The 24586-nt window shown below is 68.9% G+C and carries 19 protein-coding genes; 15 read left to right on the top strand and 4 right to left on the bottom strand.

Translation table 11 applies throughout. From position 1 onward, the window contains the following. The first annotated feature begins 25 nt into the window (after positions 1–25). Positions 26–1738 carry a ThuA domain-containing protein gene (locus tag ACZ49J_RS14300; protein WP_467447981.1) on the top strand — a complete coding sequence of 571 codons (1713 nt, stop codon included), beginning with the start codon at positions 26–28 and terminating at the stop codon, positions 1736–1738. Positions 1739–1814: 76 nt separating this feature from the next. Here the strand turns inward: ACZ49J_RS14300 and ACZ49J_RS14305 are convergent, their stop codons facing one another. The 3 genes from ACZ49J_RS14305 to ACZ49J_RS14315 form a co-directional block, all read right to left on the bottom strand. Further along, positions 1815–3107 carry a ricin-type beta-trefoil lectin domain protein gene (locus ACZ49J_RS14305; RefSeq protein WP_467447983.1) on the bottom strand — a complete coding sequence of 431 codons (1293 nt, stop codon included), beginning with the start codon at positions 3105–3107 and terminating at the stop codon, positions 1815–1817. Positions 3108–3181: 74 nt separating this feature from the next. Further along, complete coding sequence (locus tag ACZ49J_RS14310; protein WP_467447985.1) at positions 3182–4675, bottom strand: arabinofuranosidase catalytic domain-containing protein; 1494 nt, start codon at positions 4673–4675, stop codon at positions 3182–3184. Between the two features lie 71 nt (positions 4676–4746). Then, positions 4747–8301: a ThuA domain-containing protein gene (locus tag ACZ49J_RS14315; protein WP_467447986.1), complete on the bottom strand. Its 3555-nt coding sequence runs from the start codon at positions 8299–8301 to the stop codon at positions 4747–4749. Between the two features lie 664 nt (positions 8302–8965). Here ACZ49J_RS14315 and ACZ49J_RS14320 point away from each other — a divergent pair. The 6 genes from ACZ49J_RS14320 to ACZ49J_RS14345 all read left to right on the top strand — a co-directional run bounded on the left by ACZ49J_RS14320 (position 8966) and on the right by ACZ49J_RS14345 (position 16938). Next, positions 8966–10477: a sugar ABC transporter ATP-binding protein gene (locus tag ACZ49J_RS14320; RefSeq protein WP_467447988.1), complete on the top strand. Its 1512-nt coding sequence runs from the start codon at positions 8966–8968 to the stop codon at positions 10475–10477. Beyond that, the gene (locus ACZ49J_RS14325) at positions 10474–11445 is read left to right on the top strand and encodes an ABC transporter permease (protein ID WP_467447991.1); all 972 of its coding nucleotides are present in this window, start codon (positions 10474–10476) and stop codon (positions 11443–11445) included. The genes ACZ49J_RS14320 and ACZ49J_RS14325 overlap by 4 nt, the downstream gene beginning before the upstream one ends. A gap of 1 nt (position 11446) precedes the next feature. Continuing rightward, entirely contained in the window at positions 11447–12433 is a 987-nt protein-coding gene (locus tag ACZ49J_RS14330; protein WP_467447993.1) for an ABC transporter permease, read from the top strand. Positions 12434–12441: 8 nt separating this feature from the next. Continuing rightward, positions 12442–13614, top strand: a complete 1173-nt coding sequence (locus ACZ49J_RS14335; protein ID WP_467447995.1) for a substrate-binding domain-containing protein — start codon at positions 12442–12444, stop codon at positions 13612–13614. 4 nt (positions 13615–13618) lie between these two features. After that, positions 13619–14497 carry a sugar phosphate isomerase/epimerase family protein gene (locus tag ACZ49J_RS14340; protein ID WP_467447996.1) on the top strand — a complete coding sequence of 293 codons (879 nt, stop codon included), beginning with the start codon at positions 13619–13621 and terminating at the stop codon, positions 14495–14497. A 137-nt stretch (positions 14498–14634) separates the two neighbouring features. Next, positions 14635–16938: an RICIN domain-containing protein gene (locus ACZ49J_RS14345; RefSeq protein WP_467448278.1), complete on the top strand. Its 2304-nt coding sequence runs from the start codon at positions 14635–14637 to the stop codon at positions 16936–16938. Positions 16939–16996: 58 nt separating this feature from the next. Here ACZ49J_RS14345 and ACZ49J_RS14350 read toward each other — a convergent pair whose 3' ends face one another. After that, the gene (locus ACZ49J_RS14350) at positions 16997–17767 is read right to left on the bottom strand and encodes a FadR/GntR family transcriptional regulator (protein ID WP_467447997.1); all 771 of its coding nucleotides are present in this window, start codon (positions 17765–17767) and stop codon (positions 16997–16999) included. A gap of 159 nt (positions 17768–17926) precedes the next feature. On the opposite strand from ACZ49J_RS14350, the gene ACZ49J_RS14355 reads away from it, so the two are divergent. From ACZ49J_RS14355 to ACZ49J_RS14390, 8 genes are all read left to right on the top strand, one after another. After that, positions 17927–19198 carry an ABC transporter substrate-binding protein gene (locus tag ACZ49J_RS14355; protein ID WP_467447998.1) on the top strand — a complete coding sequence of 424 codons (1272 nt, stop codon included), beginning with the start codon at positions 17927–17929 and terminating at the stop codon, positions 19196–19198. Positions 19199–19382: 184 nt separating this feature from the next. Then, positions 19383–20183 (top strand): carbohydrate ABC transporter permease, encoded by an 801-nt coding sequence (locus ACZ49J_RS14360; RefSeq protein ID WP_467448279.1) that lies wholly within the window; start codon positions 19383–19385, stop codon positions 20181–20183. Then, positions 20183–21010, top strand: coding sequence for a carbohydrate ABC transporter permease (locus ACZ49J_RS14365; protein ID WP_467448000.1), 828 nt, complete (start codon positions 20183–20185; stop codon positions 21008–21010). The genes ACZ49J_RS14360 and ACZ49J_RS14365 overlap by 1 nt, the downstream gene beginning before the upstream one ends. A 3-nt stretch (positions 21011–21013) precedes the next feature. Continuing rightward, positions 21014–22216, top strand: coding sequence for a mandelate racemase/muconate lactonizing enzyme family protein (locus ACZ49J_RS14370; RefSeq protein WP_467448001.1), 1203 nt, complete (start codon positions 21014–21016; stop codon positions 22214–22216). Continuing rightward, entirely contained in the window at positions 22213–22530 is a 318-nt protein-coding gene (locus tag ACZ49J_RS14375) for an SDR family oxidoreductase (protein ID WP_467448002.1), read from the top strand. The genes ACZ49J_RS14370 and ACZ49J_RS14375 overlap by 4 nt, the downstream gene beginning before the upstream one ends. 62 nt (positions 22531–22592) lie before the next feature. Further along, positions 22593–23546: an RNA polymerase sigma factor gene (locus ACZ49J_RS14380; protein WP_467448003.1), complete on the top strand. Its 954-nt coding sequence runs from the start codon at positions 22593–22595 to the stop codon at positions 23544–23546. Between the two features lie 480 nt (positions 23547–24026). Next, positions 24027–24146 (top strand): endo-1,4-beta-xylanase, encoded by a 120-nt coding sequence (locus tag ACZ49J_RS14385; RefSeq protein WP_467448004.1) that lies wholly within the window; start codon positions 24027–24029, stop codon positions 24144–24146. Then, positions 24143–24529, top strand: a complete 387-nt coding sequence (locus tag ACZ49J_RS14390) for an endo-1,4-beta-xylanase (RefSeq protein WP_467448005.1) — start codon at positions 24143–24145, stop codon at positions 24527–24529. Before ACZ49J_RS14385 ends, ACZ49J_RS14390 begins: the two co-directional genes overlap by 4 nt. The last annotated feature ends 57 nt before the right edge of the window (positions 24530–24586 follow it).

The following is a 24586-nucleotide window of genomic DNA, read 5'->3' on the forward strand; positions in this document are numbered from 1 at the left end:
TGTCACCGAGAAGGGAGCGACGGACATGCGCAGACACCCCCGAATGCTGCTGAGCGGGGCGGCCACGACACTCGCCGCCCTGGCCTTCCTCGCACAGCCCACACCCGTCAGTGCCGCGGACACGTCCTACGACGTCCTCGTGTTCTCCAAGACGGCCGGTTTCCGGCACGACTCGATCCCGGCAGGGATCCAGGCCATCCGGGACCTCGGCGCGGCGAACAGTTTCACCGTGACGGCCACGGAGGACGGCAACCAGTTCACCACCGGCAACCTGAGCCGTTACGAGGCGGTGGTCTTCCTCAACACCACCGGCGACGTCCTGAACGACGCCCAGCAGTCGGCGTTCCAGTCGTACATCGGCTCGGGCGGCGGCTTCGTCGGCGTCCACTCGGCCGCGGACACGGAGTACAACTGGCCGTTCTACGGCGAGCTGGTCGGCGCCTATTTCGCCTCGCACCCAGCTGTCCAGCAGGCCAACGTCAAGGTGGAGGGGCGCGCTCACGCGGCGACCGCCCACCTGCCGCAGACCTGGACCCGCACCGATGAGTGGTACAACTTCCGGACCAACCCCCGTACCACCGCGCGCGTGCTCACCACGCTGGACGAGTCGTCGTACTCGGGCGGCTCGATGGGCGCCGACCACCCGCACACCTGGTGCAAGACCTACTCGGGGGGCCGGTCCTTCTACACCGGCGGCGGGCACAGCCAGGCGTCGTACGCGGAGCCGGCGTTCCGGGCACACCTGCTCGGCGGCATCCGGTACGCGGCAGGCCGGACCAAGGCCGACTGCCGGCCCGAGACCGGCTATACGAGCCTCTACAACGGCTCGACCACCGGCTGGTCGCAGGCTGGCCCGGGCGGCTTCACCAACTCGGACGCCACTCTCGCCTCGCACGGCGGCATGGGCATGCTCTGGTACAGCGCCCGGCAGTTCACCAACTACTCGCTGAAGCTGGACTGGAAGATGCCCGGCGACGACAACTCCGGCGTGATCGTGGGCTTCCCACCGTCGAGCGACCCGCAGTCGGCACTGAACAACGGCTACGAGGTCCAGATCGACGCGACCGACGCGCCTGACCGTACGACCGGCTCGATCTACGCCGTCAAGGCCCCGGACACGGCTGCCCGGGACGCGGCGCTCAACCCACCGGGCGAGTGGAACACCTTCGAGTTGCTGGTGGAGGGCGAGCGGCTCCAGGTCTGGCTCAATGGCGTGAAGATCAACGACTTCACCAACACCGACCCCGCCCGCTCGCTCGCCGGCCACGTCGGCATCCAGAACCACGGCACGGGGGACGACGTGTCGTTCCGCAACGTCCGGATCAAGGAGCTGGGCGGCAGTCCGCCACCCACCCCCGGCACGGGTCCGGTCGTGGGGCTCGCGGACAAGTGTCTGGATGTCCGTAACGGCGGCTCGGCGGACGGGACGGCGGTGCAGATCTCCTCGTGCACGGGCTCGGCGGGGCAGCGGTGGACAGTGACGCCGGGGTCGACGGTCAAGGCGTTGGGCAAGTGCCTGGACGTCAGCGGCAACAGCACGGCGGACGGGGCGAAAGTCCAGTTGTGGTCCTGCAACGGTGGCGCCAACCAGAACTGGCAGGCGCACCCGGACGGGTCGCTGCGGAACCCGCAGGCGGGCAAGTGCCTGGACGTATCGGGTGCCAACTCCTCCGACGGCACCCTCGTGCACCTGTGGACCTGCAACGGCGGAGCCAACCAGAAGTGGACCCTGCCCTGAGCTGACGCGGCACGCTGGTCCCGTCCCTGTGAGTGAAGGCGGCACGTGACCTCACGTGCCGCCTTCACTCGTGCGCCTATGCTCGCGTCCAGCGCTGGTTGGCGCCGTCGTGGCAGCTCCACACGATGACCGCGGAGCCGTTTGCGGTGCCTGCGCCGTTGACATCCAGGCACAACCCGTTCTGACCGTTGCGGATCGTGCCGTTGCTGTTGAAGACCCACTGCTGGTTGGCGCCACCGTTGCAGTCCTGGATCTGCACCCGCGTGCCGGCGGCGGCGTCGGCCGGGACGTGCACGCACTTGTTCAGCACCTGCAGCGCCGCACCGTTCTGGGTGAACTGCTGGTTGGTGTTGCTGTGGCAGTCCCAGATGATCATTGGTGTGCCGTTGGCCGCGTTCGCGCCGTTGACGTCCAGGCACCGGCCCGAACCCTCGTTGCGCAGCCGGAACGTGGTGGGGTTCGGCGGCGGGGTGGGCGTCGTGTCGTCGAACTGCGTGAAGAAGTTCCACACCACCGCCCGGGTCCACGACCTCTCACCCGGTTCGAAGTCGCCGGCCGATCCATCGACAGGACCGGGCGTATGACCCGCGTCGAACGCCGCCCATGCCACGGGGTAGCCGGCGCGGCACCCCGAGTAGGTCGTGACGACATGCGTGAGGCTGCCCCGTGCCGGCTCCGGCGGGTTCTGGGGAGTGCAGCCGTTGTTCCGCACGAACCTGTCACGCAGCGAACGGCCCGTGGAGATCGGGAGCACCGGGTCCCGCAAGCCGTGCAGTCCGATGTACGCGACCGGCTGGGTGCCGCCGTTGCACCCGCTCAACTGTCCGCCCGCGTAGACGGCGACCGCGCGGAACACTGTCGGCCGGGCGCACGCGAGTGCGAAACTCATGCCACCTCCGTAGCTGAAACCCCCGGCGAAGCGCTGGTTCGTGTCGACACACAGGCCCGCCTCGATCTGCCTGATCATGTCGTCCACGAAGGTCAGATCCTCGCCATTGGAGTTGGCCCAGCCGTTCCCGAGGCCCTGGGGCGCGACAAAGATCGTGCTGTCGTTCGAGAGCGCCCGCAGGCCGTAGTACGACCAGGAGTATCCGCTGGTTCCGCCCGAGTCGACGTCGCCCGCCGTCCCGCCGTTCCAGTGGAAGCCGAAGACCATTCGGTACGGGCGGTTGTTGTCGTAGTTGGCGGGCACCCGCAGGATGTAGTTCCGATTCCTGCCGCTGCTCTGGATCGAGTGCGGACCGCTCGACAGCGTGGGGGGCTTGCCACATCCGGCGCTCGCGGCGCGGGAGGGGGCCTCGGCGGCGGCAGCGGATGTCAGCGTGATGCCGCTGATGCCGGCCGCGGCGAGTAGGAGCGTGGTGGCCATGGCGATCAGCGTGCGCCATCGGTGACGGTTGTTGCCTGGTCGCATCACGTTTCTCCATTCATGGATGCAGCGACTCAGCGGTATCCGGCGGCGATGATGTTGGCCTGTACCGCGTTCTCGGTCGCGTCGGACGGGTATCCGGACACCATCGCCCCCTCGTAGAAGGTGCCGGCGCTGAGGTTCGCGCCGCCGCCGGGCTTGCAGCAGTCACCACCGCTGCCGAGGATGATGGCGCCCTGCTTCTTCATGGGGCTGTAGCCGGGCGGCAGCGCGCCGTCCCAGAGCGTGGTCAGGCTTCCGCTCTGGGCGTTTCCACCCTTGAGGGCGAAACGGCTCGTCCCGTTGTTCTTCAACATCGCCGTCACGAACTTGCTGGTGAAGGCCCGCTGGTTCGTGTTCCAGGTCTGACTGCCACCGGAGTAGAGCCCCCATTCGAGGTCGGCCTGGACCCATGGGCCCCTGCCGGCACACCCGCCGAACCAGCACTGGGTGCTGAAGTTGATCGCGTCCATCGCCCCGGCCGCGTCGGCCGCTCGGGTCGTCTCACTGTTGCCGTAGTCGAAGCAGCAGCCGCCGTTGACATGGGTGCCGCTGGTCACCATGTACATGCCTTCAGGGGCGCTGCCGGTCGGCACGCCGGTCAGGTGGCCGTCCCGCCAGTAGCTGTTGCCGGGGTTGATGTAGAGCGAGTAGGCCTTGCTGCCGCCGACCGCCAGGGACTCCGACGTCGCGATCGCCGGGCGGCTCTGGCTGGAGCCGGGAACCACACTCGATCCCTGGTACCACAGGTCGTTCCCGCGGCCGGACTGGTCGTAGACGACGGTGATGACACAGGTCGTCCCCGCGCAGAACGAGTCCTGCGTCGCCGCGTCGGCGGCGCCACCCGCGCTAAGGACGCCGATGTTCCGGGTCGTGCTGTCGGACGAGCGCCGGACCTGGTAGAGGTTGCCGTTGTAGGTGCCGTAGAGCGCTCGTACGGTGCTGTGGGCGGCGATGCAGGGGGTGCCGCCTGAGGCGTAGATGTCGCACGTTCCCGCGCCGCCCGGCACCGGCGGGTCCGGCGGCGCGGTCGGCGAGTTCCACTGCTGGTTGGTGCCGCCGTGGCAGGACCAGAGGGTGATCCTGGTGCCGTTGGCGGTGCCTGCGGCGTCGGCGTCGAGGCACAGTCCGGACTGGACGCCGGTGATGGTGCCGTTGGGGTTGACGTTCCACTGCTGGTTGTTCTGGCCGTTGCAGTCCCAGATGATGACGGCGGTGCCGTTGGTGGTGCCGCGTCCGCTGGCGTCGAGGCACTTGTCGCCGTTGACGGTCAGTTGTTTGCCGGCGGTGTAGGTCCAGGTCTGGCCGGCCGCGCCGGTGCAGTCCCAGAGTTGGGTCTGGGTGCCGTTGGTGGTGCCGGCGCCGGGGACGGTCAGGCAGCGGCCGGACTGCGCGCCCACGACGGGGGCGCTCTGCCCGGGCTCGATCGGTGCCGCCACCGCGGTGGCACCGACGCCAATCAGCACCAGGGCGGCGCCCAGCGCGGACAGCCGTCCGTACCGGCGGGGCCGAGGTATCCGAAACACCATGGTGGTTCCTCACCTGTTCGTAGGGAGGGATGCCCGGCGCGCGACCGCGCCGGGCATCCCCTCAGGACGGGCTATACGGCGGTGAACCGCCACTGTTGGTTGGTGCCGCCGTGGCAGCTCCATTGCAGGAGTCGTGCGCCGTCGGCCGTCGAGCCGCCGTTGACGTCCACGCACAGTCCACTGGGGAGGCTTTTCACCGTGTACACACCCGCCGTGCTGGTCGGTGTGACGAGGAACTTCTGCGCGTTGCCGTTGTCGCAGGTGGACTGCTGCAGGAACGCGCCCTGGGCGGTGGATCCGCCCGTGACGGAGAGGCACTTGCCGCTGTGCAGCGCCTTCAGGTGGACGGCGCCGCCACCGGCGTCGACGGCCTGCCACTTCTGGTTGTTGCCGCCGGTGGACGGCCACTGGACGACCTGGGCGCCGTCAGCGGTCGAGGCCTCGTTGACGTCCATGAACTTGCCGCTGTGCTGCGCCGCGACCGTCCAGGTGCGACCGGCCACGCCGCCACCACCGCCGCTGCCCGGTTCGCCGACCCCGTTGCCGCCGAAGGTGAGTGAGTCGAGGTCGAACCAGTTGTTCGAGCTGCCCTTGAACACCAGGTAGAGCGGGTGCGAGCCGGAGAGATCGGCGGTGTTCACCGCCGACGTGGACTGGTAGGTGTTCCAGCCGCCGGTGCTGGGCACCGGTGTCGTGGCCAGGAGTGTGCCGGTCGGGGAGTCGGCGCGCAGTTCGATCGATCCGCCGCCGCTCGGCGACGACAGGCGGTACTTCACGCTCGTGATGCCCGACAGGCTCATCGGTTTGAACGCGATCCAGTCGCCGTCGGAGATGTCGCCGACCCGCTTGCCGCTCTCCGCGTCGGCCTGCTCGACGATCCGCACACCCGACTGGTCCGTGTAGAACTCGGCCTGCTTGTGCTTGGGCTGGAGGATCACTTGGGCGTAGCCGGTGAGCGGGTTCGCACCGCCGGGGCCGCCGTCGTCGGTGTAGCGGGCGTTGAGGACGTAGTACAGGTTGGCACCCTCGGGGTGCCCGCCGAGCAGCGACGTGTCGATGGTGCCCGAGCACCCCGGATGGTCCGTGGTCTCGTGCTGGTGGTCGTCGTGGCCGAGGGCGGGGTTGACGAGCACCTTGGCGCAGTCGACGGGCGCGCCGCCGGGGTCCGAGACGGACACCTTGTACGGGACGCGGTCGCCGAAGTCCAGCATGCCGCCGTCGGACGGAATCGTGATGGTGACGGTCGGTGCGGTGTTGCCCACGGTGATCGGCACGTTGGCGAAGGCCGTCCTGCCGGTGTTGTCGGTGACCTTGAGCTGGGCGGTGTAGTTGCCGTTGGCGGTGTAGGTGTGTGACGGGTTGGCCGCCGTGGACGTGGTGCCGTCGCCGAACGTCCAGTGGAAGCTGAGCGTGCTGCCCGGATCCGGGTCCGTGGACCCCGCGCTGCTGAACTGCACGTTCAGTGGCGCGTCCCCGTTGGTGGGCGTTCCGGTGGCTTTGGCGACCGGCGACCGTCCGCCGTGGTTGTAGTCGATGCGGTAGAGACCCGAGTCGTTGTTGCCACCGCCGAAGTTGTTGCCCCATTCGAGCACGTACAGCGAGCCGTCGGGCCCGAACTCCATGTCCATCGGCTTGAGGAACTTGGCGGCGGGCATGAAGGGGTTGGTCCGGGTGACCGCGGTCGCCGAGTCGAAGTGGACCTCCTTGACGGTGTGGCGCGACCACTCGTAGAAGAAGTGGACCCCGTCGTAGTAGGGCGGGAACTTCGTCTCGGACGGGTTCGCGGCGTTGTAGCGGTAGACCGGTCCGCCCATCGGCCCCGAGCCGCCGGAGCCGAGTTCGGGGAAGTTCGGCGAGACGCCGTAGCCGTACCACATGTTCGGCGCGACGATCGGCTTGAGGCTGGTCAGGCCGGTGTTGTTCGGCGAGTTGTTGACCGGCGCGTTGCAGTTGAACTTGGGGCCGACGACGCGGGTGTCCGGGTTGTAGGGCGCGTAGGCCTGGTTGTCGCCGTGGCAGAAGGGCCAGCCGTAGTTGCCCGGGGACTTGATGACATTGAGCTCGACGAGCCCTTCCGGGCCACGGTTGGTCGTGGGCGGGTTCCGGTCCGGGCCGTAGTCGGCCAGGTAGACCCAGCCGTTCTCCGGGTCGATCGAGAAGCGGAACGGGTTGCGGAAGCCCATCGCGTAGATCTCCGGCCGGGTCTGCGCCGTGCCCTGCGGGTAGAGGTTGCCGGCCGGGATGGTGTAGCCGCCGCCCGCCGACGGCCGGATGCGCAGGAGCTTGCCCCTCAGGTCGTTGGTGTTGCCGGCGGTGCGGGCGGCGTCGAGGTTGGCCTTGCCCGGCCGCCAGTCCAGCGGGGCGTAGCCCTGCCAGTTGGAGTCGAGGTTCGGTGGGACGTCGTCCCCGGTGCCGATGTAGAGGTTCTTGTCGGGGCCGAACTCGATGTATCCGCCCGTGTGCCCGGGCTCGGCGAACGTGCGGTCCCGGGTCGCGGGGATGTCGATGATCGTCACCTGGCTCGACATGTTCAGGGTGTCGCCGGTGAGCGTGAACCGGGAGACCCGGTTGATGTCGTTCGGGACTCCGGCCGGGGAGTGATACAGGTACACGTAGCCGTTGTCGGCGAAGTCGGGGTCGAGTGCCAGTCCGGTGAGGCCGTCCTCGCCGCCGGTGTAGACGCTGAGCGTGCCGGCTGTCACCGTTCTGTTCGTGGTCGGTTTGAAGATCTTCAACTGCCCGGACCGCTGGACGTAGAGCACCCGCCCGTCCGGGGCGACCGCGAGGGCCATCGGGTCCGCGGTGTTGTCGTCGAGGGTGCGCTTCTCGAAGTTGCTCCACACGGTGCCGCCGCAGTCGCCTGGCTCCTTGCCGGCCGCCCACTTGACGCCCCCGAGGACGTGGTTGCGGAAATGGGTCTCGCTGTAGGCCGCGCTGGTGTGCCCCATGCCGGTGGCCCACACGCGGCCGCCGCCGGTGTTGCGGCACCAGGAGATGGGGTGGTCCGGCCCCATGGCGCGGGGACCCGGGTTGTACGTGCGCTCGTCCGCGGTGACCAGGACATGGACGTCGCCGCGGGGGTTGCGGTCGAAGTTGTACCACTCCTCGCTGCGGTTCCAACGGTCCGGCAGGCCGGCCGTCGACGGGTGCTTCTTGTCCGCGACGATCGCGGTGCCGGACAGCACGCCGGGGGAGTGCTCCGGCATGTGCGCGCCACCGTTGATGGTCTGGTCCCACCACGGGTACTCGTTCTCGATGCCCATGTCTGTGGCGTTGTGGATCGCGACGATGCCCTTGCCGCTGGCGAGGTAACCCTCCACCGCCTGACGTTGGGCGGCCGTGTTCCACACCATTCCCGAGGTCTGGAACATGATGACCACGTCGAAGGTGGCGAGGTTCGCGGGGGTGAAAACGCTCGAGTCCTCGCTGTGCACCAACTCGAAGTTGTTGGCCGCCGCCTGCTCCCGGAACATCGTGAGGCCGGCGGGGATCGAATCGTGCCGGTAGCCGGCGGTCTTGGTGAAGACCAGGGCTCGGAAGGCCGGCGCCGCTGACGCCGGTTGGGCGACGACGAGCGACAGGAGCACGCTCGCGATCGCCCCGAAGATTAATATGATGCGACGCATGCCGTCTCCTATTTCGGCGGAGCAACGATGGCATGACCACGGGCACGCGCCGGCCGCACCTCGGATGCGCCGGAGTGCCTGAGCGCGTCGTAGGCGCGCGTGTGCCGTCAGCTCGTCGTCCCGTCCGCCGTGACGGGCAGTCAAGTCCCTACGGAAGAGATAGGGCGTCACGCCAGATGCGACCGTCTCCCGTGGTCTGCCGGCCAGCATGCAGCGGCGTATCGCAACAGTCAATATGGTTCGGGTGCGGCCGATTCCATAACACGTTTTTGCGCGGCAATCGTCGTGGTTCGGCGCGCGACTGTCGTCGGGCCGTTTCCATAACACATTTTTCCAATCAATCTTCATGGTTCGGCGCGCGACTGTGGACGGGCCGATTCGATAACAGGTTTTGGCGTATCGATAGCTGTCGACTTATCGTCGGCCCACATTGAGCAGCTCGAACCGCGAACGTCCTCCACGGTGATGTCCGGTGGTATTGCCAGGCGCTCATCGAGGCATTTACCCTCGGGGCCGCAATGTCGCCATCGCGTCCGGCGAAAGTTCGCGGCTTATTCGACGACAGCTCGCGAGCGGGAACTGTCACTCCATGCCGGCCGCACCCGAACGCTTCAGCTATCGGTGACGCAATCCTGCTGACGACGCGAATGCAGAGGTTCCCACGATGTCTGGCCTGCTGCCGACGCCGCTGCTCGCTCTGCGAGGCATCGGCAAATCGTTCCTCGGCGTGCGGGTGCTCGATGGCGTCGACCTCCAGGTCCGGCCCGGCGAGGTGCACGCGGTCGTCGGCGAGAACGGCGCCGGCAAGTCCACGCTCATGAAGGTGGTGTCCGGCGTCCACCCGCCCGACGAGGGAACGGTCGAGTTCGCCGGCGTACCGCGGACGTTCCGCAGCCCGCGTGAGGCCCAGCAGGCCGGTATCGGCATCGTCTACCAGGAACTGACCCTGCTGCCCGAGCGCACCGTCGCGGAGAACGTCTGTCTGGGCCGCGAGCCCCTGCGCCGCGGGCTCGTCGACCGCAGGGCGATGCTCAGCCACACCGCGGAACTCCTCGCCTCGATCGGGGAGGGCTCGTTACCGCCCGACACACGCGTGGGACGACTTGGCGTGGCGCAACAACAGGTGGTCGAGATCGTCAAGGCGCTCGCCCTCGACGCGCGGCTGCTCATCATGGACGAACCCACCGCGGCTCTCGCCGACCACGAAGTCGACCAGCTCTACGCGCTCGTACGGCGGCTGCAGAAGCACGGGATGGGCGTGCTGTACGTCTCGCACCGCCTCAAGGAGGTCTTCGACCTGTCCAGCCGGATCACCGTGCTCAAGGACGGCCGGGCGGTGGCCACCTTGGACACCGCGGACACCAGCGCCGATCAGCTGGTGCGCCACATGGTCGGCCGCGAGCTGTCGAGCTACTACCCCGATCCGGCGAAGCCGCAGGAGCTGGGCCCGGTGCGGTTGACCGTCCGGGGCGGAGGCAACCGGAAGCTGCGCGGCATCGACCTACGGCTGCGCGCCGGCGAGGTGCTCGGCGTCGGCGGCCTGCAGGGCTCCGGCCGGTCGGCGTTGGCCCGCGCACTGTTCGGCGCCGCACCGTTCAGCACCGGCCAGGTGACCGTCGACGGAGCGCCGGTCCGGCTGCGCTCGCCCCGCGCCGCGATGCGGGCCGGTATCGCCTACGTCTCCGAGGACCGCAAGGGCGAGGGGATCGTCGCCGAGCAGTCGGTGCTCGACAACGCGCTGTTGGCCGTCCGCGCCGTCCGCCCGGGCCGGGCCGGCCGGCGTGCCCGGACCGCGCGGGTCCGTGAGCTGCTCGCGGCCGTTGAGCTTCGCGCCGCGGGGGAGGACCAGGAGATCCGTTTCCTGTCCGGGGGCAACCAGCAGAAGGTCGTGCTGGCCAGGTGGCTCGCGCTCGCTCCGAGGATCCTGCTCTTCGACGAGCCGACCCGGGGCATCGACGTGGGCGCCAAGTCGGCGATCCACGATCTCGTCCGCCGGCTGGCCCGCGACGGCGCCGCCGTGCTGATGGTCTCGTCCGAGCTGCCCGAGCTGCTCGGCATGAGCGACCGGATCATCGTCATGCGCGACGGCCGGATCGCCGGCGAGCTACCCGCCGGCGCGACAGAGGAGGATGTCGTCGCCCTGGCGGTCGGCACCGTGGGGGAGGCGGCCGGATGAGCGGCCCGCTGTCCCTGCCGGCCCGGCGGACCCCGCCCGGCGTGTTCGTCGCCCTGGTCCTCACTCTGGCGATCGGCTGGCTCATCGTCACTCTCGATGGTGGCCGGCTGTTCAGCCTGCCGACGACGGTGAGCCTGCTGCACGTCGCCGCCGGTCTGGGCCTCGTCGCGGTCGGCCAGACGCTGGTCATCGTCGGGGGCTCGCTGGACCTGTCCGTGGCGTACGTGGTCAGCCTGAGCACCCTCGTCGCCGCCGAGAGCATGGCCGGTGACGACGGGGCGCTGCTGCCGGCGATCGGCCTGACGCTCGCCGTCAGCGCCACGATCGGCCTCGTCAACGGCCTCCTCGTCACCACAGCGCGGATCAACCCCTTCATCGCGACCGTCGGCGTCGGACTGCTGCTCAAGGGATACCTCGACAACGGATACGACGGCCCCGCCGGCAAGACCGCACCCGCCCTGGTGCAGGGCCTGGGGTACCAGCGCATCGGCCCGGTGCCGCTGTCGTTCCTGCTGCTGCTCGCCGTCGCCGCCGCGGCCTGGTTCGTGCTGACACGCACCCGCTTCGGCCACCACCTGATCGCCGTGGGCGGTGACCCGGAGGTCGCCCGGCTCTCCGGCGTGCGCACCAGCCGGATCCTCGTCACCGCCCATGTGCTGTGCGCCCTCTGCGCCGGCCTCGCCGGGGTCTACCTCGCCAGTCGGCTCGGCGCCGGCGCACCGAGGGTGGGCACCGAGGGACTGTACGACCTGGAGTCGATCGCCGCGGTGGTGCTCGGCGGCACCGCCCTGGCCGGCGGACGCGGCGGCGTCGGCGGCACGGTCGGCGGCGTGCTGCTGCTCGCGAGCATCGACGCCGTCTTCAACCAACTCGAGGTCGACGTGTTCTTCAAGCAAGTGATCCGTGGCGTGATCATCATCGCGGCGGTCGCCGTCTACGCCCGCCGGGCGATGCGAAAGGCGTCATAGCATGCGGATCGCGCGCCCACAGCGGCTCCTCACGTTCCGCTCCGGCGGTCTCGCACCGATCATCGTGATTCTGGCGGTGTTACTGGTTCTGCTGGCCGCCCGCCAACCGGACTTCCTTTCGCCGCCGTCGCTGATGTCGTTCCTCGGCCGCTCCGCGCCGATCGTCCTGCTCGCCGCCGGCCAGTACTTCGTCATCGTCTCCGGCGAGTTGGACCTGTCCGTCGGCTCTCTGGTCACCGCGCAGGTGGTCGTCGCCGCCCGGCTGATCGACGGAGATCCGTCGGCCGGCTGGCCCGTCGCCGTGGTCCTGCTCGCGTTCGGCATCGTCGTCGGCCTCGTCAACGGCCTCGTCACCACGCGGCTGCGGGTGCCTTCCTTCATCACGACCCTCGGGATGTTCCTGATCCTCGTCGGTGCCGTGTACCTGTGGTCCGACGGTGCCCCGAAGGGCGGCCTCTCCGAGGGGTTCCGCCGTCTAGGCCGGTCGGCGTTCGAGGACGTGCCCGCGCTGGGCCGGATCCCGTACGCCCTGGTCATCCTGCTGGCGGCGGCCGCTCTGGCGCTGGTGCTGACACGTTCGGACTTCGGCCGCACGCTGGTCGCGGTCGGCGGCAACCCGCGGACCGCCGAGCTGAGCGGCGTGCGCGTGTGGCGCGCCAAGACCATGGCGTTCGTCCTCAGCGGGCTCGCCGCCACGCTCGCGGCGGTCCTCATCGGCGGGTACAGCGGAGTGTCGTTCCAGGCCGGTGCCGGCCTGGAGTTCGGCGCGATCACCGCGGCGGTCCTCGGCGGTGTCGCTCTGGGCGGGGGCCGCGGTTCGGTCGTCGGCGCGATGCTGGGCGCGCTGACCCTCGAGACGCTCTTCACGCTCATGAACTTCTACGGCGTCTCCGGCGCCCTCAGACCGACTGTGCAGGGCGCGATCATCCTGCTCGCCGTGGCGGCGGCGTCCTTCCGTTTCCCGTCCAGACAAAAGGGGATTCAGTGAGGCATTCCATGACGGTGCTGGCCGTGAGCACCTTACTGGTGCTGGCCGGCTGCGCCACCGACGAGCCCACCACCGGCGCATCGGGTTCGCCCTCCGCGGGCAGCGGGTCGGGCACCGGCAAGCAGTCGAAGTTCTTCGTGCAGGCCGACTACGCGGAGCAGCTCGCGCTCCTGGATGCCGCGCCCACCGGGCCGGCCGGCAAGCCCTGGGAGCAGGCGCTCAACCCGGCGATGGTGGAGACCGCGAAGTTCAAGAAGCCCGGCCCGTACAAGATCTGCTTCTCCAACGCGGGGCTGAACAACCCGTGGCGCCAGGTCGGTTTCAAGACCATGCAGGCCGAGGTCGACACGCACCGCGGCCGGATCTCCGAGTTCGTCCACGTCGATGCCGAAGGCAAGGACCAGAAGCAGATCGCCGACATCAACGACCTCCTCGGCAAGGGCTGCCACGCGCTCATCGTCTCGCCGAACACCACCGCGACGCTCACCCCGGCCGTGAAGGCCGCCTGCCAGAAGGGCCTGCCGGTCATCGTCTTCGACCGCGGCGTCGACACGACCTGCCCGGTGACGTTCATCAACCCGATCGGCGGCTACGGATTCGGCCACGTCGCGGCGGAGTTCGTCACCCAGAAGATGAAGCGGGGTGGCAAGGTGCTCGCGCTGCGCATCCTGCCCGGCGTCGACGTGCTGGAGACCCGTTGGTCCGCGGCCAAGGTCGCCTTCGACAAGGCGGGCGTCGATGTCGTCGGCGTCGAGTTCACCGACGGCGACCCGGCCAGGACGAAGAAGATCGTCAACGACTACATCCAGCGGTACGGCACGATCGACGGCGTCTGGATGGACGCCGGGGCGGTCGCGGGCGCGGCGGTCGAGGCGTTCGAGGACGCCGGCAAGCCCGTGCCGCCGATCAACGGCGAGGACCAGCTCGACTTCCTGAAGCTGTGGAAGGACAAGAAGCTCACGGCGATCGCCCCGACCTATCCGACCTATCAGTGGCGCACCCCGGTCATCGCCGCGCTGAAGATCCTCGACGGCGAGCGGGTGCCGAACCCGTGGAAGCTGCCACAGCCGACCATCACCCAGGACAACCTGGACGAGTACGTCGACCCCACCATGCCGCCGCTGCACTACGCGATGTGCGGCTGCACCGACCTGCCCGGCTACCCGCGGCGCTGGAAGTAGTCCGGTGTACACCATCGGTGTCAACCCGTGGGTCTGGGCCTCGCCGGTCGACGACGAGGCCATGGCCGAGCTGGTGCCGCGGATCGCCGCGTTCGGTTTCGACGCGGTCGAGCTGCCGATCGAGCGACCCGGCGACTGGGACCCGGCCCGCACCCGGGACCTGCTGGCGGCGTACGGCCTGCGCGCGGTCGGCGTCTGTGCCGTCACCTCGCCCGGACGTGATCTCGTGAACGCCCCGCCGGAGGCCGTCGCCTCCACCGTGGCGTACCTGAAAACGTGTGTGGACAGTGCGGTGGCCGTCGGCGCGCCCTGCGTCGGCGGCCCGGTCTACGCCGCGGTGGGGCGGACCTGGCGGATGTCACCGTCTGAGCGCGCGGCCTGCTACGCGGACGTCCGCCGCGCCCTGCGGCCAGTGGCCGACCACGCGGGGGAGCGGGGCGTGAGCATCGGCGTGGAGGCCCTCAACCGCTATGAGACGAGCGTCGTCAACACGGTCGAGCAGGCGGTGGAGCTGATCGACGGCCTGCCCGGGAACGTCGGTCTCATGATCGACACCTATCACATGAACATCGAGGAGGCCGACCCCTGCGAGGCGCTCGTCACGGCTGGTCCGCACATCAAGCACGTCCAGGTCAGCGGAACCGACCGCGGCACCCCGGGCGCCGACCACTTCGACTGGCCACGCTTCCTCGCCGGCCTGGCCAGGGCCGGCTACGGCGGCGCGCTGTGCATCGAGTCGTTCACCGCGCAGAACGAGGCCATCGCCACCGCGGCCTCGATCTGGCGGCCGCTCGCCCCGTCGCAGGACGCCCTGGCCCGTGACGGGCTGTCCTACCTCCGCACTGTCCTCCATGGACTGGAAAACGCTCCCTTGACCGGGTGATGGGGGAGGGGTCGCTTCTGCCGTCATCCCCTTTGGCCCGGGAACCGCCACAAGGAGAAAACGTGTTCACCACTCTCACGATACGAAGGCGGCTTCTGGCCGGAGCCGCCACAGTCGGTTTGACCGCGACCGCCGTGATCGCGTCCCCCTCGCCCGCATCCGCAGCTCCCCTCACTGTGTACGTCTCGCCGTCCGGCACCGGCACTGACTGTTCCAGCGCGCGGCCGTGCTCACTGACAGCCGCGCAGGCGGCGGTGCGCTCGCTCAACGACGCCATGTCGGACGACATCGTGGTGCAGTTGGCCGACGGTGTGTACCGACTTTCCCAGCCCTTCCGGCTGACGGCGGAGGACTCCGGCTCAGGCGGTCACACGGTCGTGTGGCAGGCCGCCCCCTCGGCGCGTCCGGTGATCAGCGGTGCCCGGGCGGTCACCGGCTGGTCGGTGGCCGACGCAGCCAGGAACATCTGGAAGGCCGACGTGCCCGCCGGTCTCGATGCCCGGCAGCTCTATGTCGACGGCGCCGTCGCCACCCGGGCACGCACGCAGGTGAACAGGGCCGATTTCACGGCCTCCAGCGCCGGACTGAGGTTCTCGGGCGGTGCGCTGAGCTATCTGAACAACCTGGCCGACCAGAGCCGGATCGAGGTGGAGGGCGTCAACTCCTTCACCGACCGGTACTCGCCGGTGCAGAGCATCAGTTCGAACTTCATCACGATGCAGCAGCCGGCGTGGAACAACAACAACTTCGGCTACGACACCCTCATGCGGCCACACCGGGCCGGTCCGTTCTACCTGTCCAACGCGTACGAGTTCCTTGACTCGCCCGGCGAGTGGTACCTCAACCCCAGGGCCGGAGCCTTGTACTACATCCCCCGGGCCGGGCAGAACATGAGCACCACCGACGTGGAACTGCCGACGCTGCAGTCGCTGGTGAACGTCGGGGGCACGTACAGCGAGCCGGCGCACCACATCACGTTCAGCGGGATCACCTTCACCGGTACGAGCTGGCTGGGTCCCAGCAGCAACCAGGGTTACGTGGACCAGCAGACCGGCGCGTACCTCGCCGGCAACTGGAGCTGGCCGGGCTTCGACTCCTGCCACAACGGCTGCACGCAGTTCGAGGCCGCCCGGCCGCACTGGTCGCAGATGCCGGCCGCCGTGCAGGTCTCCGCCGCCAACACCATCACTTTCAGCGACTCCCGGTTCGTCAACCTGGGCCAGACGGCCATCGGCATCGGCAACGACGCGGGCGCGCACGCCAGCGGCGTCGGCCTGGGCGCCGGCAACATCACGGTGACCCGGTCGGAGATCGCCCGGAGCTCAGCCGGTGGCATCCTCGTGGGCGGCGTGCGCGCCGACGCCCACCACCCGAGCGACCAGCGCATGGTCAACAGGGACATCACGATCAGCAACAACCGCATCCACGACCTCGGGGCGGACTACCGGGGCGTCGTCTCTGTCCTGACCACGTACGTCACCAACAGCACCGTCGCCCGGAACGAGGTCTACAACATGCCGTACTCCGGCATGTCGATCGGGTACGGCTGGGGCGCCAACGACGCGGGCGGCAGCAACCACTATGCCAACCGCGGCCTGTACAACTACCAGCCGCGCTACACAACGCCGACCACCGCGTCCAACAACCGGCTCATCGGCAACTACATCCACGACGTCATGCAGCAGATGAACGACGGTGGCTGCATCTACACGCTCGGATGGAACCCGGGCGCGCAGATCAGCCGGAACTACTGCCTGCGGACCAACGGATACTTCGGGGTGTACTTCGACGAGGGCTCGAAGTACTACAAGGCCACCAACAATGTCTTCTCGAACACCGGTACATGGGCGACAGCCAACTACTGGGGTGGCGAGAACATGGGGAACTGGACCGTCACCGACAACTGGTCGACCAACGGCAGCACGAACGTGACCAACGGGGACCGCGGCAACGTGGTCTCCGGCAATGTCACGGTCACCAACGGCAACTGGCCTTCCGGTGCCCAGGACGTGATGGCGTCCGCCGGACCGCAGGACACCACCCCACCGCCGACCACGGCTCAGCAGATCGTGGGCGCGCAGTCCGGCCGCTGCCTGACCGTCCCCGGCGCCGGCACCACCAACGGCACCCAGACCCAACTCTGGGACTGCACCGGCGCGGCCGGCCAGACCTGGACCTACACCGCCGGCAAACAACTGACCGTCAACGGCGACAAGTGCCTCGACGCCAGCGGACGCGGCACCACCAACGGCACCGCCGTCATCATCTGGGACTGCAACGGCCAGAACAACCAGCAGTGGAACGTCAACCCCAACGGCACCATCACCGGCGTCCAGTCCGGACTGTGCCTCGACGCCGACGCCGCAGGCACCGCCAACGGCACCAGGATCACCCTCTGGTCCTGCCACGGCGGCACCAACCAGCAGTGGGCACAGCGATAGCGGAAGGGGCGTCGGCCTCGCTCGCGGCAGACTCGTAGGCCGCCGGCGAGGCTGGTCTCTAACGCCGCAGCCGGGTCGGCTCGCCCGGCCCGCTGCGGCGCACCACCCACGCATCGGTGATGTGGGCGAACATCGCCTCGGCCGCACCCCTGGGGTCGTGCGCGGCGATCCGCTCGTAGATGCGCCGGTGACCGTGGTTGGACGCGACGCAGAGGGCGCGGCCGGTTCGGCCCGTGTAACGGGCAGAGTTGATGACCTGACGCTCCAGCGAACGGACCACGGCACGGCCGATGCGGTTCCCCGACGCCTGCATGACGGTGTCGTGGAACGCCCGGTCCTCTTCCTGGTACGAAGCGGGGTCGTCGACGAGTTCGTCCATCCGCTCCACCAGACTGCGTAGCCGGTCGATCACCTCGGCGTTCGCCAGACGGGCGGCGACGTTGGCCATATCGGACTCCAGCACGCGCCGGGTCTCGACGAGGTGATCGAGGATCGCCAGGCTCTCGTCTTCGGCGATCGTCGCGCCGAGGACCAGCTCGTCAAGCATGTTCCACATCGCCGGCGGGGTGACCATCGTGCCGGCGCCCTGGCGGACCTGCACCAGCCCCTTCTCCTGAAGTATCTTCACCGCCTCGCGGACCACGGTGCGGCTGACCGAGAAGGTCTCGCAGAGCACGGGCTCAGGGGGGAGCGACGAACCGGACGGATGGACTCCACGGACGATCCGCTCCACCAGCTCAGCCGTGACCGCGGCGGCGAGGTTCGCCGGGCGCCGGCTCCAGCCGGGAGCCTCGGATGCCTCTGCGGATGACTGCGGTACTGCCGTCATGGCACCCCCCGGGACCCGTGTCGTACCACGGATGCTCGCCTACTATACGGCATCCCTGTTGACGTCATACGTCATACGAGTTACATACGTAATACGAGTTGCGTTCCTCCTCAACCTCAATCGCCGGACAGCCGGCCACCTCAGGAGAGTGGGGCAGCAATGAAGCAGCGAACACTGTGGTCGGCGACCCTGGTTGCCGGGCTCGTGGTCTTAGCCGGCTGCGGAAGCGCCTCCGACCCGGATTCGGCGCCCGGTGGTTCGAAGGGCAGACTCGTCGTCTGGGACTGGAAGTCCGGCGACGCCACGGCGTCCTCCTACGTCAAGAAGGCCAAGGCCCACTTCGCCCAGCGGCATCCCGGCGTGACGGTCGAGTTCGTCGCGCAGCCGTTCGAGCAGTACTACACCCTGCTAGGGACCGCCCTCCAGGCCGGCAAGGGACCGGACGTCATGCTCTTCAACGGCGGCGGGCAGATCCGCGACCGGGCGGACTCTCTTCTGCCGTTGGACGAGTACGTCCGTGATGACAGGAAGCGGCTGGCCGGGTGGGAGGCCTTCACCAAGGACAGCAAGACCTACGCCGCTCCGGTGACCTTGCAAGGTCACCCGATCTACTACAACAAGTCGCTCTACCGGAAGGCAGGGCTGGATCCGGAGCAGCCGGCCACCAGCTGGGACGAGTTCGTCGCCGACTGCCGGACCATCACCAAGGCGACCGGCGCCAGGTGCTTCGCGCAGGGCAACAAGGAAGGCATCGGTATCCAGTTCTTCCTGTCCGGGCTCGGCTCGGGCGTCCTGTCGCCCACGGAGTACGACGACTGGATCGCCGGCAGACGGGACTGGTCCTCACCGGCGGTCAAGCGGATCTTCTCGCTCTGGAAAGAGGCCGACGACAAAGGCCTGAACAACGACGGGGCGAACTCGACGGCGATGTTCAACGACGCGTTCGCGGTGTTCCAGTCCAACAAGGCAGCCCACGTCATCGGGTTGATGTCGGACACCGGGCACTGGAAGGACTTCGCCGAATTCCTCGACGCCGACGATGTCGGCGTCATGAAGTCGCCGGTCGTCACGGCCGGTGCCACACCGAGCCTTCCCTACGACGGCGGCATCGGCTACGCCGTCGCGAAGTGGACCAAGGAACCCAAGGCCGCCGCCGACCTGGTGCGCTCCCTGACCTCGACGGACGCGCTGAAGTCGTTCCACGCCGACGCGGGCGCCATCGCGGCCGACCGCACCGTGGACGTCTCGAGCGGTGGCCCAGCCGTCGCCACCATCGTGTCCGAGATCGACCGTGGCAAGCCCGCCCTGCACGTGGCCCTGCCGTCCAAGACCGTGGACCTGATGGGGCGGCTGTCCCAGCAACTGCTGAGCGGATCGGTCACGGTCGACGCGGCGGTCGAGCAGCTGGCGGCATCCGACCAGGCGGGCTGAGGCCATGTCACCCATTGGTTCGTCGGCCCGCGCTGCTCAAGCAGGGCGGACCGACGGGGCGCCAGCAGGTGAGGCGGTAGGTGGCCGCGGCCCTGCGCCGAAGTCTCCGCGAGTCCGGGGCGGCCGGCGCGCCGACCGCCTCGCCCCCTACATCCTGGTCGCTCCCGCCGTCCTGATCATCGTGGTGCTCCGGCTCTGGCCACTGGGACTGGGTGTCAACTTCTCCTTCACCGGTGACGGCGAACACAACGGCGCCGCGGTGGGGTTCGACAACTACGCGGAGCTCATCGACGACCCGCTGTTCCGGACCGCGCTGTGCAACGTCGGACTGCTGGTGCTGCTGCTGCCGGTCGCGGTCGCGATCCCGGGCCTGCTCGCCACCTTCATCTATCTGCGGGTCCCAGGACACGCGATCTTCCGGAGCGTCTACTTCTTCCCGGCTGTGCTCTCACCGGTGATCGTCGGCGCGATCTTCAACCTGCTCCTGGCCTTCGACGGTCCGCTGAACGCCGTGCTCGGCGGCTCGGGGCTCGGCCCGGTGGACTGGCTCGGCGATCCCGACGTAACCATGTTCACCGTCGTCGGCGTGCACATCTGGGCGACGTCAGGGATGGCGCTGGTGGTGTTCCTGGCCGGGTTCTCGACCCTGGACCCCGCGCTCCTGGACGCCGCACGGGTCGACGGCGCCTCGCTCGCCCGGATGATCTGGCACGTCATCATCCCGGGTCTGTCCCGCACCATCCAGTTCGTCGTCGTCACCACGATGATCGGGATGCTGACCTCGATGTTCGGGCTGCTCTACGTCATGACCAGTGGTGGCCCGGAAGGGTCGACCTATCTGCCGGAGTACTACATCTGGGTCCAGCAAGGGCAGATGAGCCGCCCGGCGCTCGCGTCGGCCGCGTCCACCCTCCTCTTCCTCATCATGCTGGTCGTGGGCCTGCTACAGGTCGGCCTGCTGCGCCGGGCGGGGAGGGAGGACTGATGTCCCGCCTGGGACCGAGCAGATGGCTGGTCGCCGTGCCGATGGCGCTCCTCGCCCTGGCCACGATCTACCCGCTGCTGTTCACCGCCAACGTCGCGATGAAGACCCGCCGGGAGTACGTCCTCGACCGGTTCTCCCTGGCAAGAACGCTGAGGTGGGACAACCTCAGCACCGCGTGGAACAGCGACGGCATGGGACGGTACTTCCTCAACTCCGTGATCGTGGTGGCCTGCGCCGTGGCGCTGTTGCTGCTCATCGGGTCCATGGCCGGGTTCGCGCTGGCCCAGGTGCGGTTCCGTGGCTCGTCCGCGCTGACTCTGGTGTGCCTCGCGGCACTGTTCATCCCCTTCCAGGTGATCATGGTGCCGCTGGCCAGGCTCATGGCCGACGGCGGTCTCATCGACACCTATCCGGGGCTGGTCCTCGCCTACGTCGCGCAGTTCCTGCCGTTCACCGTCTTCCTGATGACGAGCTACTACCGAGCGGTGCCCACCGAACTCGTCGACGCCGCACGGATCGACGGCAACACCCTGTACGGCGTCTACCGGCGGATCATGCTGCCGATGGGCGCTCCGGCACTGCTGTCGGTGGGCATCCTCGACGCGCTGTTCTGCTGGAACGACGTGCTCATCGCGCTGCTGATGATGCCGTCGGCCGACCATCGCACCCTGATGGTGGGCATCACCTCACTGCGCGGCCAGTACTCCGCCGACATCCCCACCTTCGCAGCCGGCGTCCTGATCGCCGGGCTACCCGTGTTGGTGACCTACCTGTTCCTGCAGCGCCAGATCGCCGACGGCGTGACGGCCGGCGCGACGAAGGGCTGACGCATGCGCATCACCGGGTACAGAACTCTGACGACGGCACAGCGATGGGGCCGACCTGTCGGTGACGCCAACGGCGTCTACGCCGACGGCGTCGTGCCCGTGCCGGTCGTCATCGTCGAGACCGATGAGGGGATCACCGGAGTCGGCCTGGGACCGCACGTGGAAGCCGAGGCGATCTTCGCCGCCATCGACGGCCAGGACCCGCGCGCGGTGACCGCCCTCTACGACCGCATGCTGCGGCACACCTTCAAAGCCGGGCATGCCGGCGTGGTGTTCGGCACGATCGGCGCGTTCGACACGGCGTTGTGGGACATCAAGGCACAGGCCGTGGGTGAGCCGCTGTGGCGGTTGCTCGGAGGCAACGACCGCACGGTCCACGCCTACGCCTCCGGCCTGGACATCGGCCTCACCGACGACGAGCTCGTCGCCACCTACCAGGTGTATGCCGAACGCGGGCTGAGGGCGGCGAAGCTCAAGGGCGGCCTGGACATCGAGCGTGACCGGCACCGGCTGTTGCTCGTACGCGAGGTACTGACCGAGGCCGCGCACGGGAGGCGACCAGGGCTCATGCTGGATGCGAACGAGTCGTGGAGCCGCAAGCAGGCGGTACGCCACGTCGGTGAACTGGAACGCGTACTCGACCTGACGTGGATCGAGGAGCCGGTCCGGCGCTGGGACGCCGACGGCCTGGCCGCTGTCAGCCGTGGCGTACGGACGGCGGTCGCCAGTGGGGAGAACCTCACCGGCCTAGAGCAGTTCCGCCCGCTGATCGCGGCGGGAGGTGTCGACATCGTCCAGACGGCCGCGGTCTGGGGAGTCACCCACTTCCTGCGTGTCGCCGCGCTGGCGCACGCCTACGACCTGCCGGTGAGCCCGATCGGCAACACGCCTGTCGCGCTGCTGCACGCCGCGACGTCGGTGCCCAACCACCTCGTCAGCGAACTACAGGGCCTGCAGCCGCCGATCGGCGTCGCGATGGACCTGCACGTCGAGGACGGCGCCTTCGTGCTCGGCGACACGCCGGGCCTGGGCATCCGGATCGACGAAACGGTGATGGCCGCGGCCCGTCAGCGAGCGGCACACGCACCCGACGGACCGCACATACGGCCGGAGCAGGCCGGCCGGCGGCTGCTCGCGGTCACCCCTGGACCATGCCGATCCACCGCGGAAGGGACGTTCGACACCATGGGGATGGAGGATCGATGAAGACGGTTGTCTACCGCGGGGCCCGCACCCTCGAGACCGAGAGCCGGGGCGCCGAGGCGCCGGCCCTGGCGAGGGCGTGGGGCGGGCGCGGCGTCGACGTCAACGCCATCGCACCGGGCTGTATCGCCACCGACGATGCCGAGGCGCTATGCCCGGACCTCCGGCGCAACCAGGCGATCCTTGGCCGGATCCCGGCCGGTCGCCGGAGACGCGCCGACGATCTCGCCGGGGCCACGGTGTTCCTCGCCTCCCCGGCGTCGGACCATGTCCACGGCATCGTTCCTCCCGTTGACGGCGGATGGCTGGGGCGATGATGGGCCGATTACCAGCTGGCTGCGCCCGAGTCGATCGTGTGTGTGAACCCGGGGGTGGCGACGTGCGCGGCACCTGGGGCGGCCTCGCCCGAGGCAACGTGTACGGGCTCGTGATGCGAGCTGGCCGAGCCGACGAGACGAGCCTGGTCGTCGCCGCACAGGCCGGCGATCCACGAGCGCTCGACGACCTGGCCGCGACGTACCTGCCGCTGGTGTACACGATCGTGCGCAGGGCACTGGGTGAGCTTGCGGACGTCGACGACGTGGTGCAGGACACGATGCTGCGGGCACTTCCCGAACTGCGCACGTTGCGCGCCCCGGAGTGCTTCCGGCCCTGGCTGGCCACGATCGCGACACGGCAGATCAGCACCCATCTGCACCGGCGGCAGGCGGACGCCGAACGGACGGCCCCACTCGACGAGATGACCGACCCGCCGGACGCCGACGCCGAGAACCTGGCCCTGATCCACGTCGAGCTGTCCGGTCACCGCCGAAAGACCGTACGCGCCAGTCGATGGCTCGACCCGGACGCCCGGGCGCTGCTGTCGCTGTGGTGTCTGGAGACCACGGGCCGGCTGACGCGGGCGGAGCTCGCGGCGGCGCTGGGAACGAGCGTGGCTCACGCGGGTGTGCGCATCCAGCGGATGCGCAACCAACTGGAGCTGAGCCGGTCACTCGTCGCCGCGCTGGAAGCCAGCCCCCGGTGCCCACTGCTGACCGCCGCGCTGGGGGGCTGGGACGGCGTACCGAGCACGCTGTGGCGTAAGCGCATCACCCGGCACACCCGATCCTGTGCGGACTGCGGCCGGGCCGCCGACGAACTGGTACCCCTTGACCGGCTGATCGTCGCCTTGGCGCTGCTCCCCGTCCCGCTGGCGCGATCGGCCACGGTGCTCGACCAACCCGCGCTCGCCGGGGCGACAGGGAATGCCGTCGTGAGGGGAGCCGAGCCGGCCGAGGTCGGCTCCGGGCCGGTTGCCGGCGTCAAGGCCGGGTTACTCGGCCAGCTCGCCTGAGCGCCGCTGGAGCCGGCACCCGAGTCTTCGCGTACGGCGACGACGCCGTGCTTTTCGGCACTACGGTGACTGCGACTGTTTGAGCCGACCGCCAATAACGAAAACTGCCGCGATTCACACGCGTCCGTCATTCCGATTCACCGTCTGAAATGGTTATGCGGGGTGGTCGTCAATAGTCCCGCTTCTCCGCTTGGTTGCACGATGGCTCAGGCCCAAATACATCGACGGTTCCCTCTTGAATGGACCACGGCAATCTGCCAATGTTCTAGTCGTCGACGTATGACGTTCCCCCTTCATGACCTGTGAAAGTGGAAGTCGAAAAACGAAAGGCGGCGGTGATGAACGAATTCGTGCACTCGGTCGATCCGCCGCGGCGGCCCCGGACCCGAGCGATCCTGCCCCTGCTGTTGGCCCTGCCGGCCGGGTCGGTCGGGCCGGCACGGTGCCACTGTTCGCGGGCACCGCCGAGCTCTCAACCGCGTGATCAACAGCGCCGTCGCCGAGAATGAGACGAAATGGGACGCCACCGAGCCGCAGCGGGATGTCTTCAACTACAGCGGCGGTGACCGCATCGTCAGCCATACCCGCCCAACGGCATGAGCGTGCGCGGACACACGCTGCTCCGGCACGCCCAGCAGCCCGGCGGGGCGCTGGGCCTGTCCGGCGGCGACCTGCGCAACGCCGCCATCAACCACGTGACGCGGGTGGCTGCCCACTGCCGCGGGCAGATTCACGCCTGGGACGTGGTGAACGAGGCGTTCGCCGACGGCGGTAGCGGGGTAGCGGCGGTCGGCGTGACGCAGTACGCCACACCTGGCGACGGAGCCGAGCCCGTTCGCCCGCTCCCACAACGCGACGTTCTCGGGCCCGGCGTGGACCCCGGGGACTTCCTTTACCAGGGCATGGACCAACTCCCCCTGCTGACCGGAGATCCGGGCGAAGCCGGGGAGCGAGGCTTCCCAGGCGCCACGGCAGCGGCATGACGCTGACATGCTCGCTGCGCGAGTGATCTGGGAGGGGGCCGGCGCGGAGAGGGCAAG

This window comes from Streptomyces sp. NPDC030840 (assembly GCF_055572015.1).

Coding starts and splice junctions, on each gene's coding strand:
- ACZ49J_RS14300 (WP_467447981.1), top strand. CDS start 26: ATGCGCAGACACCCCCGAATGCTGCTGAGCGGGGCGGCCACGACACTC.
- ACZ49J_RS14305 (WP_467447983.1), bottom strand. CDS start 3,107: ATGGCCACCACGCTCCTACTCGCCGCGGCCGGCATCAGCGGCATCACG.
- ACZ49J_RS14310 (WP_467447985.1), bottom strand. CDS start 4,675: ATGGTGTTTCGGATACCTCGGCCCCGCCGGTACGGACGGCTGTCCGCG.
- ACZ49J_RS14315 (WP_467447986.1), bottom strand. CDS start 8,301: ATGCGTCGCATCATATTAATCTTCGGGGCGATCGCGAGCGTGCTCCTG.
- ACZ49J_RS14320 (WP_467447988.1), top strand. CDS start 8,966: ATGTCTGGCCTGCTGCCGACGCCGCTGCTCGCTCTGCGAGGCATCGGC.
- ACZ49J_RS14325 (WP_467447991.1), top strand. CDS start 10,474: ATGAGCGGCCCGCTGTCCCTGCCGGCCCGGCGGACCCCGCCCGGCGTG.
- ACZ49J_RS14330 (WP_467447993.1), top strand. CDS start 11,447: ATGCGGATCGCGCGCCCACAGCGGCTCCTCACGTTCCGCTCCGGCGGT.
- ACZ49J_RS14335 (WP_467447995.1), top strand. CDS start 12,442: ATGACGGTGCTGGCCGTGAGCACCTTACTGGTGCTGGCCGGCTGCGCC.
- ACZ49J_RS14350 (WP_467447997.1), bottom strand. CDS start 17,767: ATGACGGCAGTACCGCAGTCATCCGCAGAGGCATCCGAGGCTCCCGGC.
- ACZ49J_RS14355 (WP_467447998.1), top strand. CDS start 17,927: ATGAAGCAGCGAACACTGTGGTCGGCGACCCTGGTTGCCGGGCTCGTG.
- ACZ49J_RS14365 (WP_467448000.1), top strand. CDS start 20,183: ATGTCCCGCCTGGGACCGAGCAGATGGCTGGTCGCCGTGCCGATGGCG.
- ACZ49J_RS14370 (WP_467448001.1), top strand. CDS start 21,014: ATGCGCATCACCGGGTACAGAACTCTGACGACGGCACAGCGATGGGGC.
- ACZ49J_RS14375 (WP_467448002.1), top strand. CDS start 22,213: ATGAAGACGGTTGTCTACCGCGGGGCCCGCACCCTCGAGACCGAGAGC.
- ACZ49J_RS14390 (WP_467448005.1), top strand. CDS start 24,143: ATGAGCGTGCGCGGACACACGCTGCTCCGGCACGCCCAGCAGCCCGGC.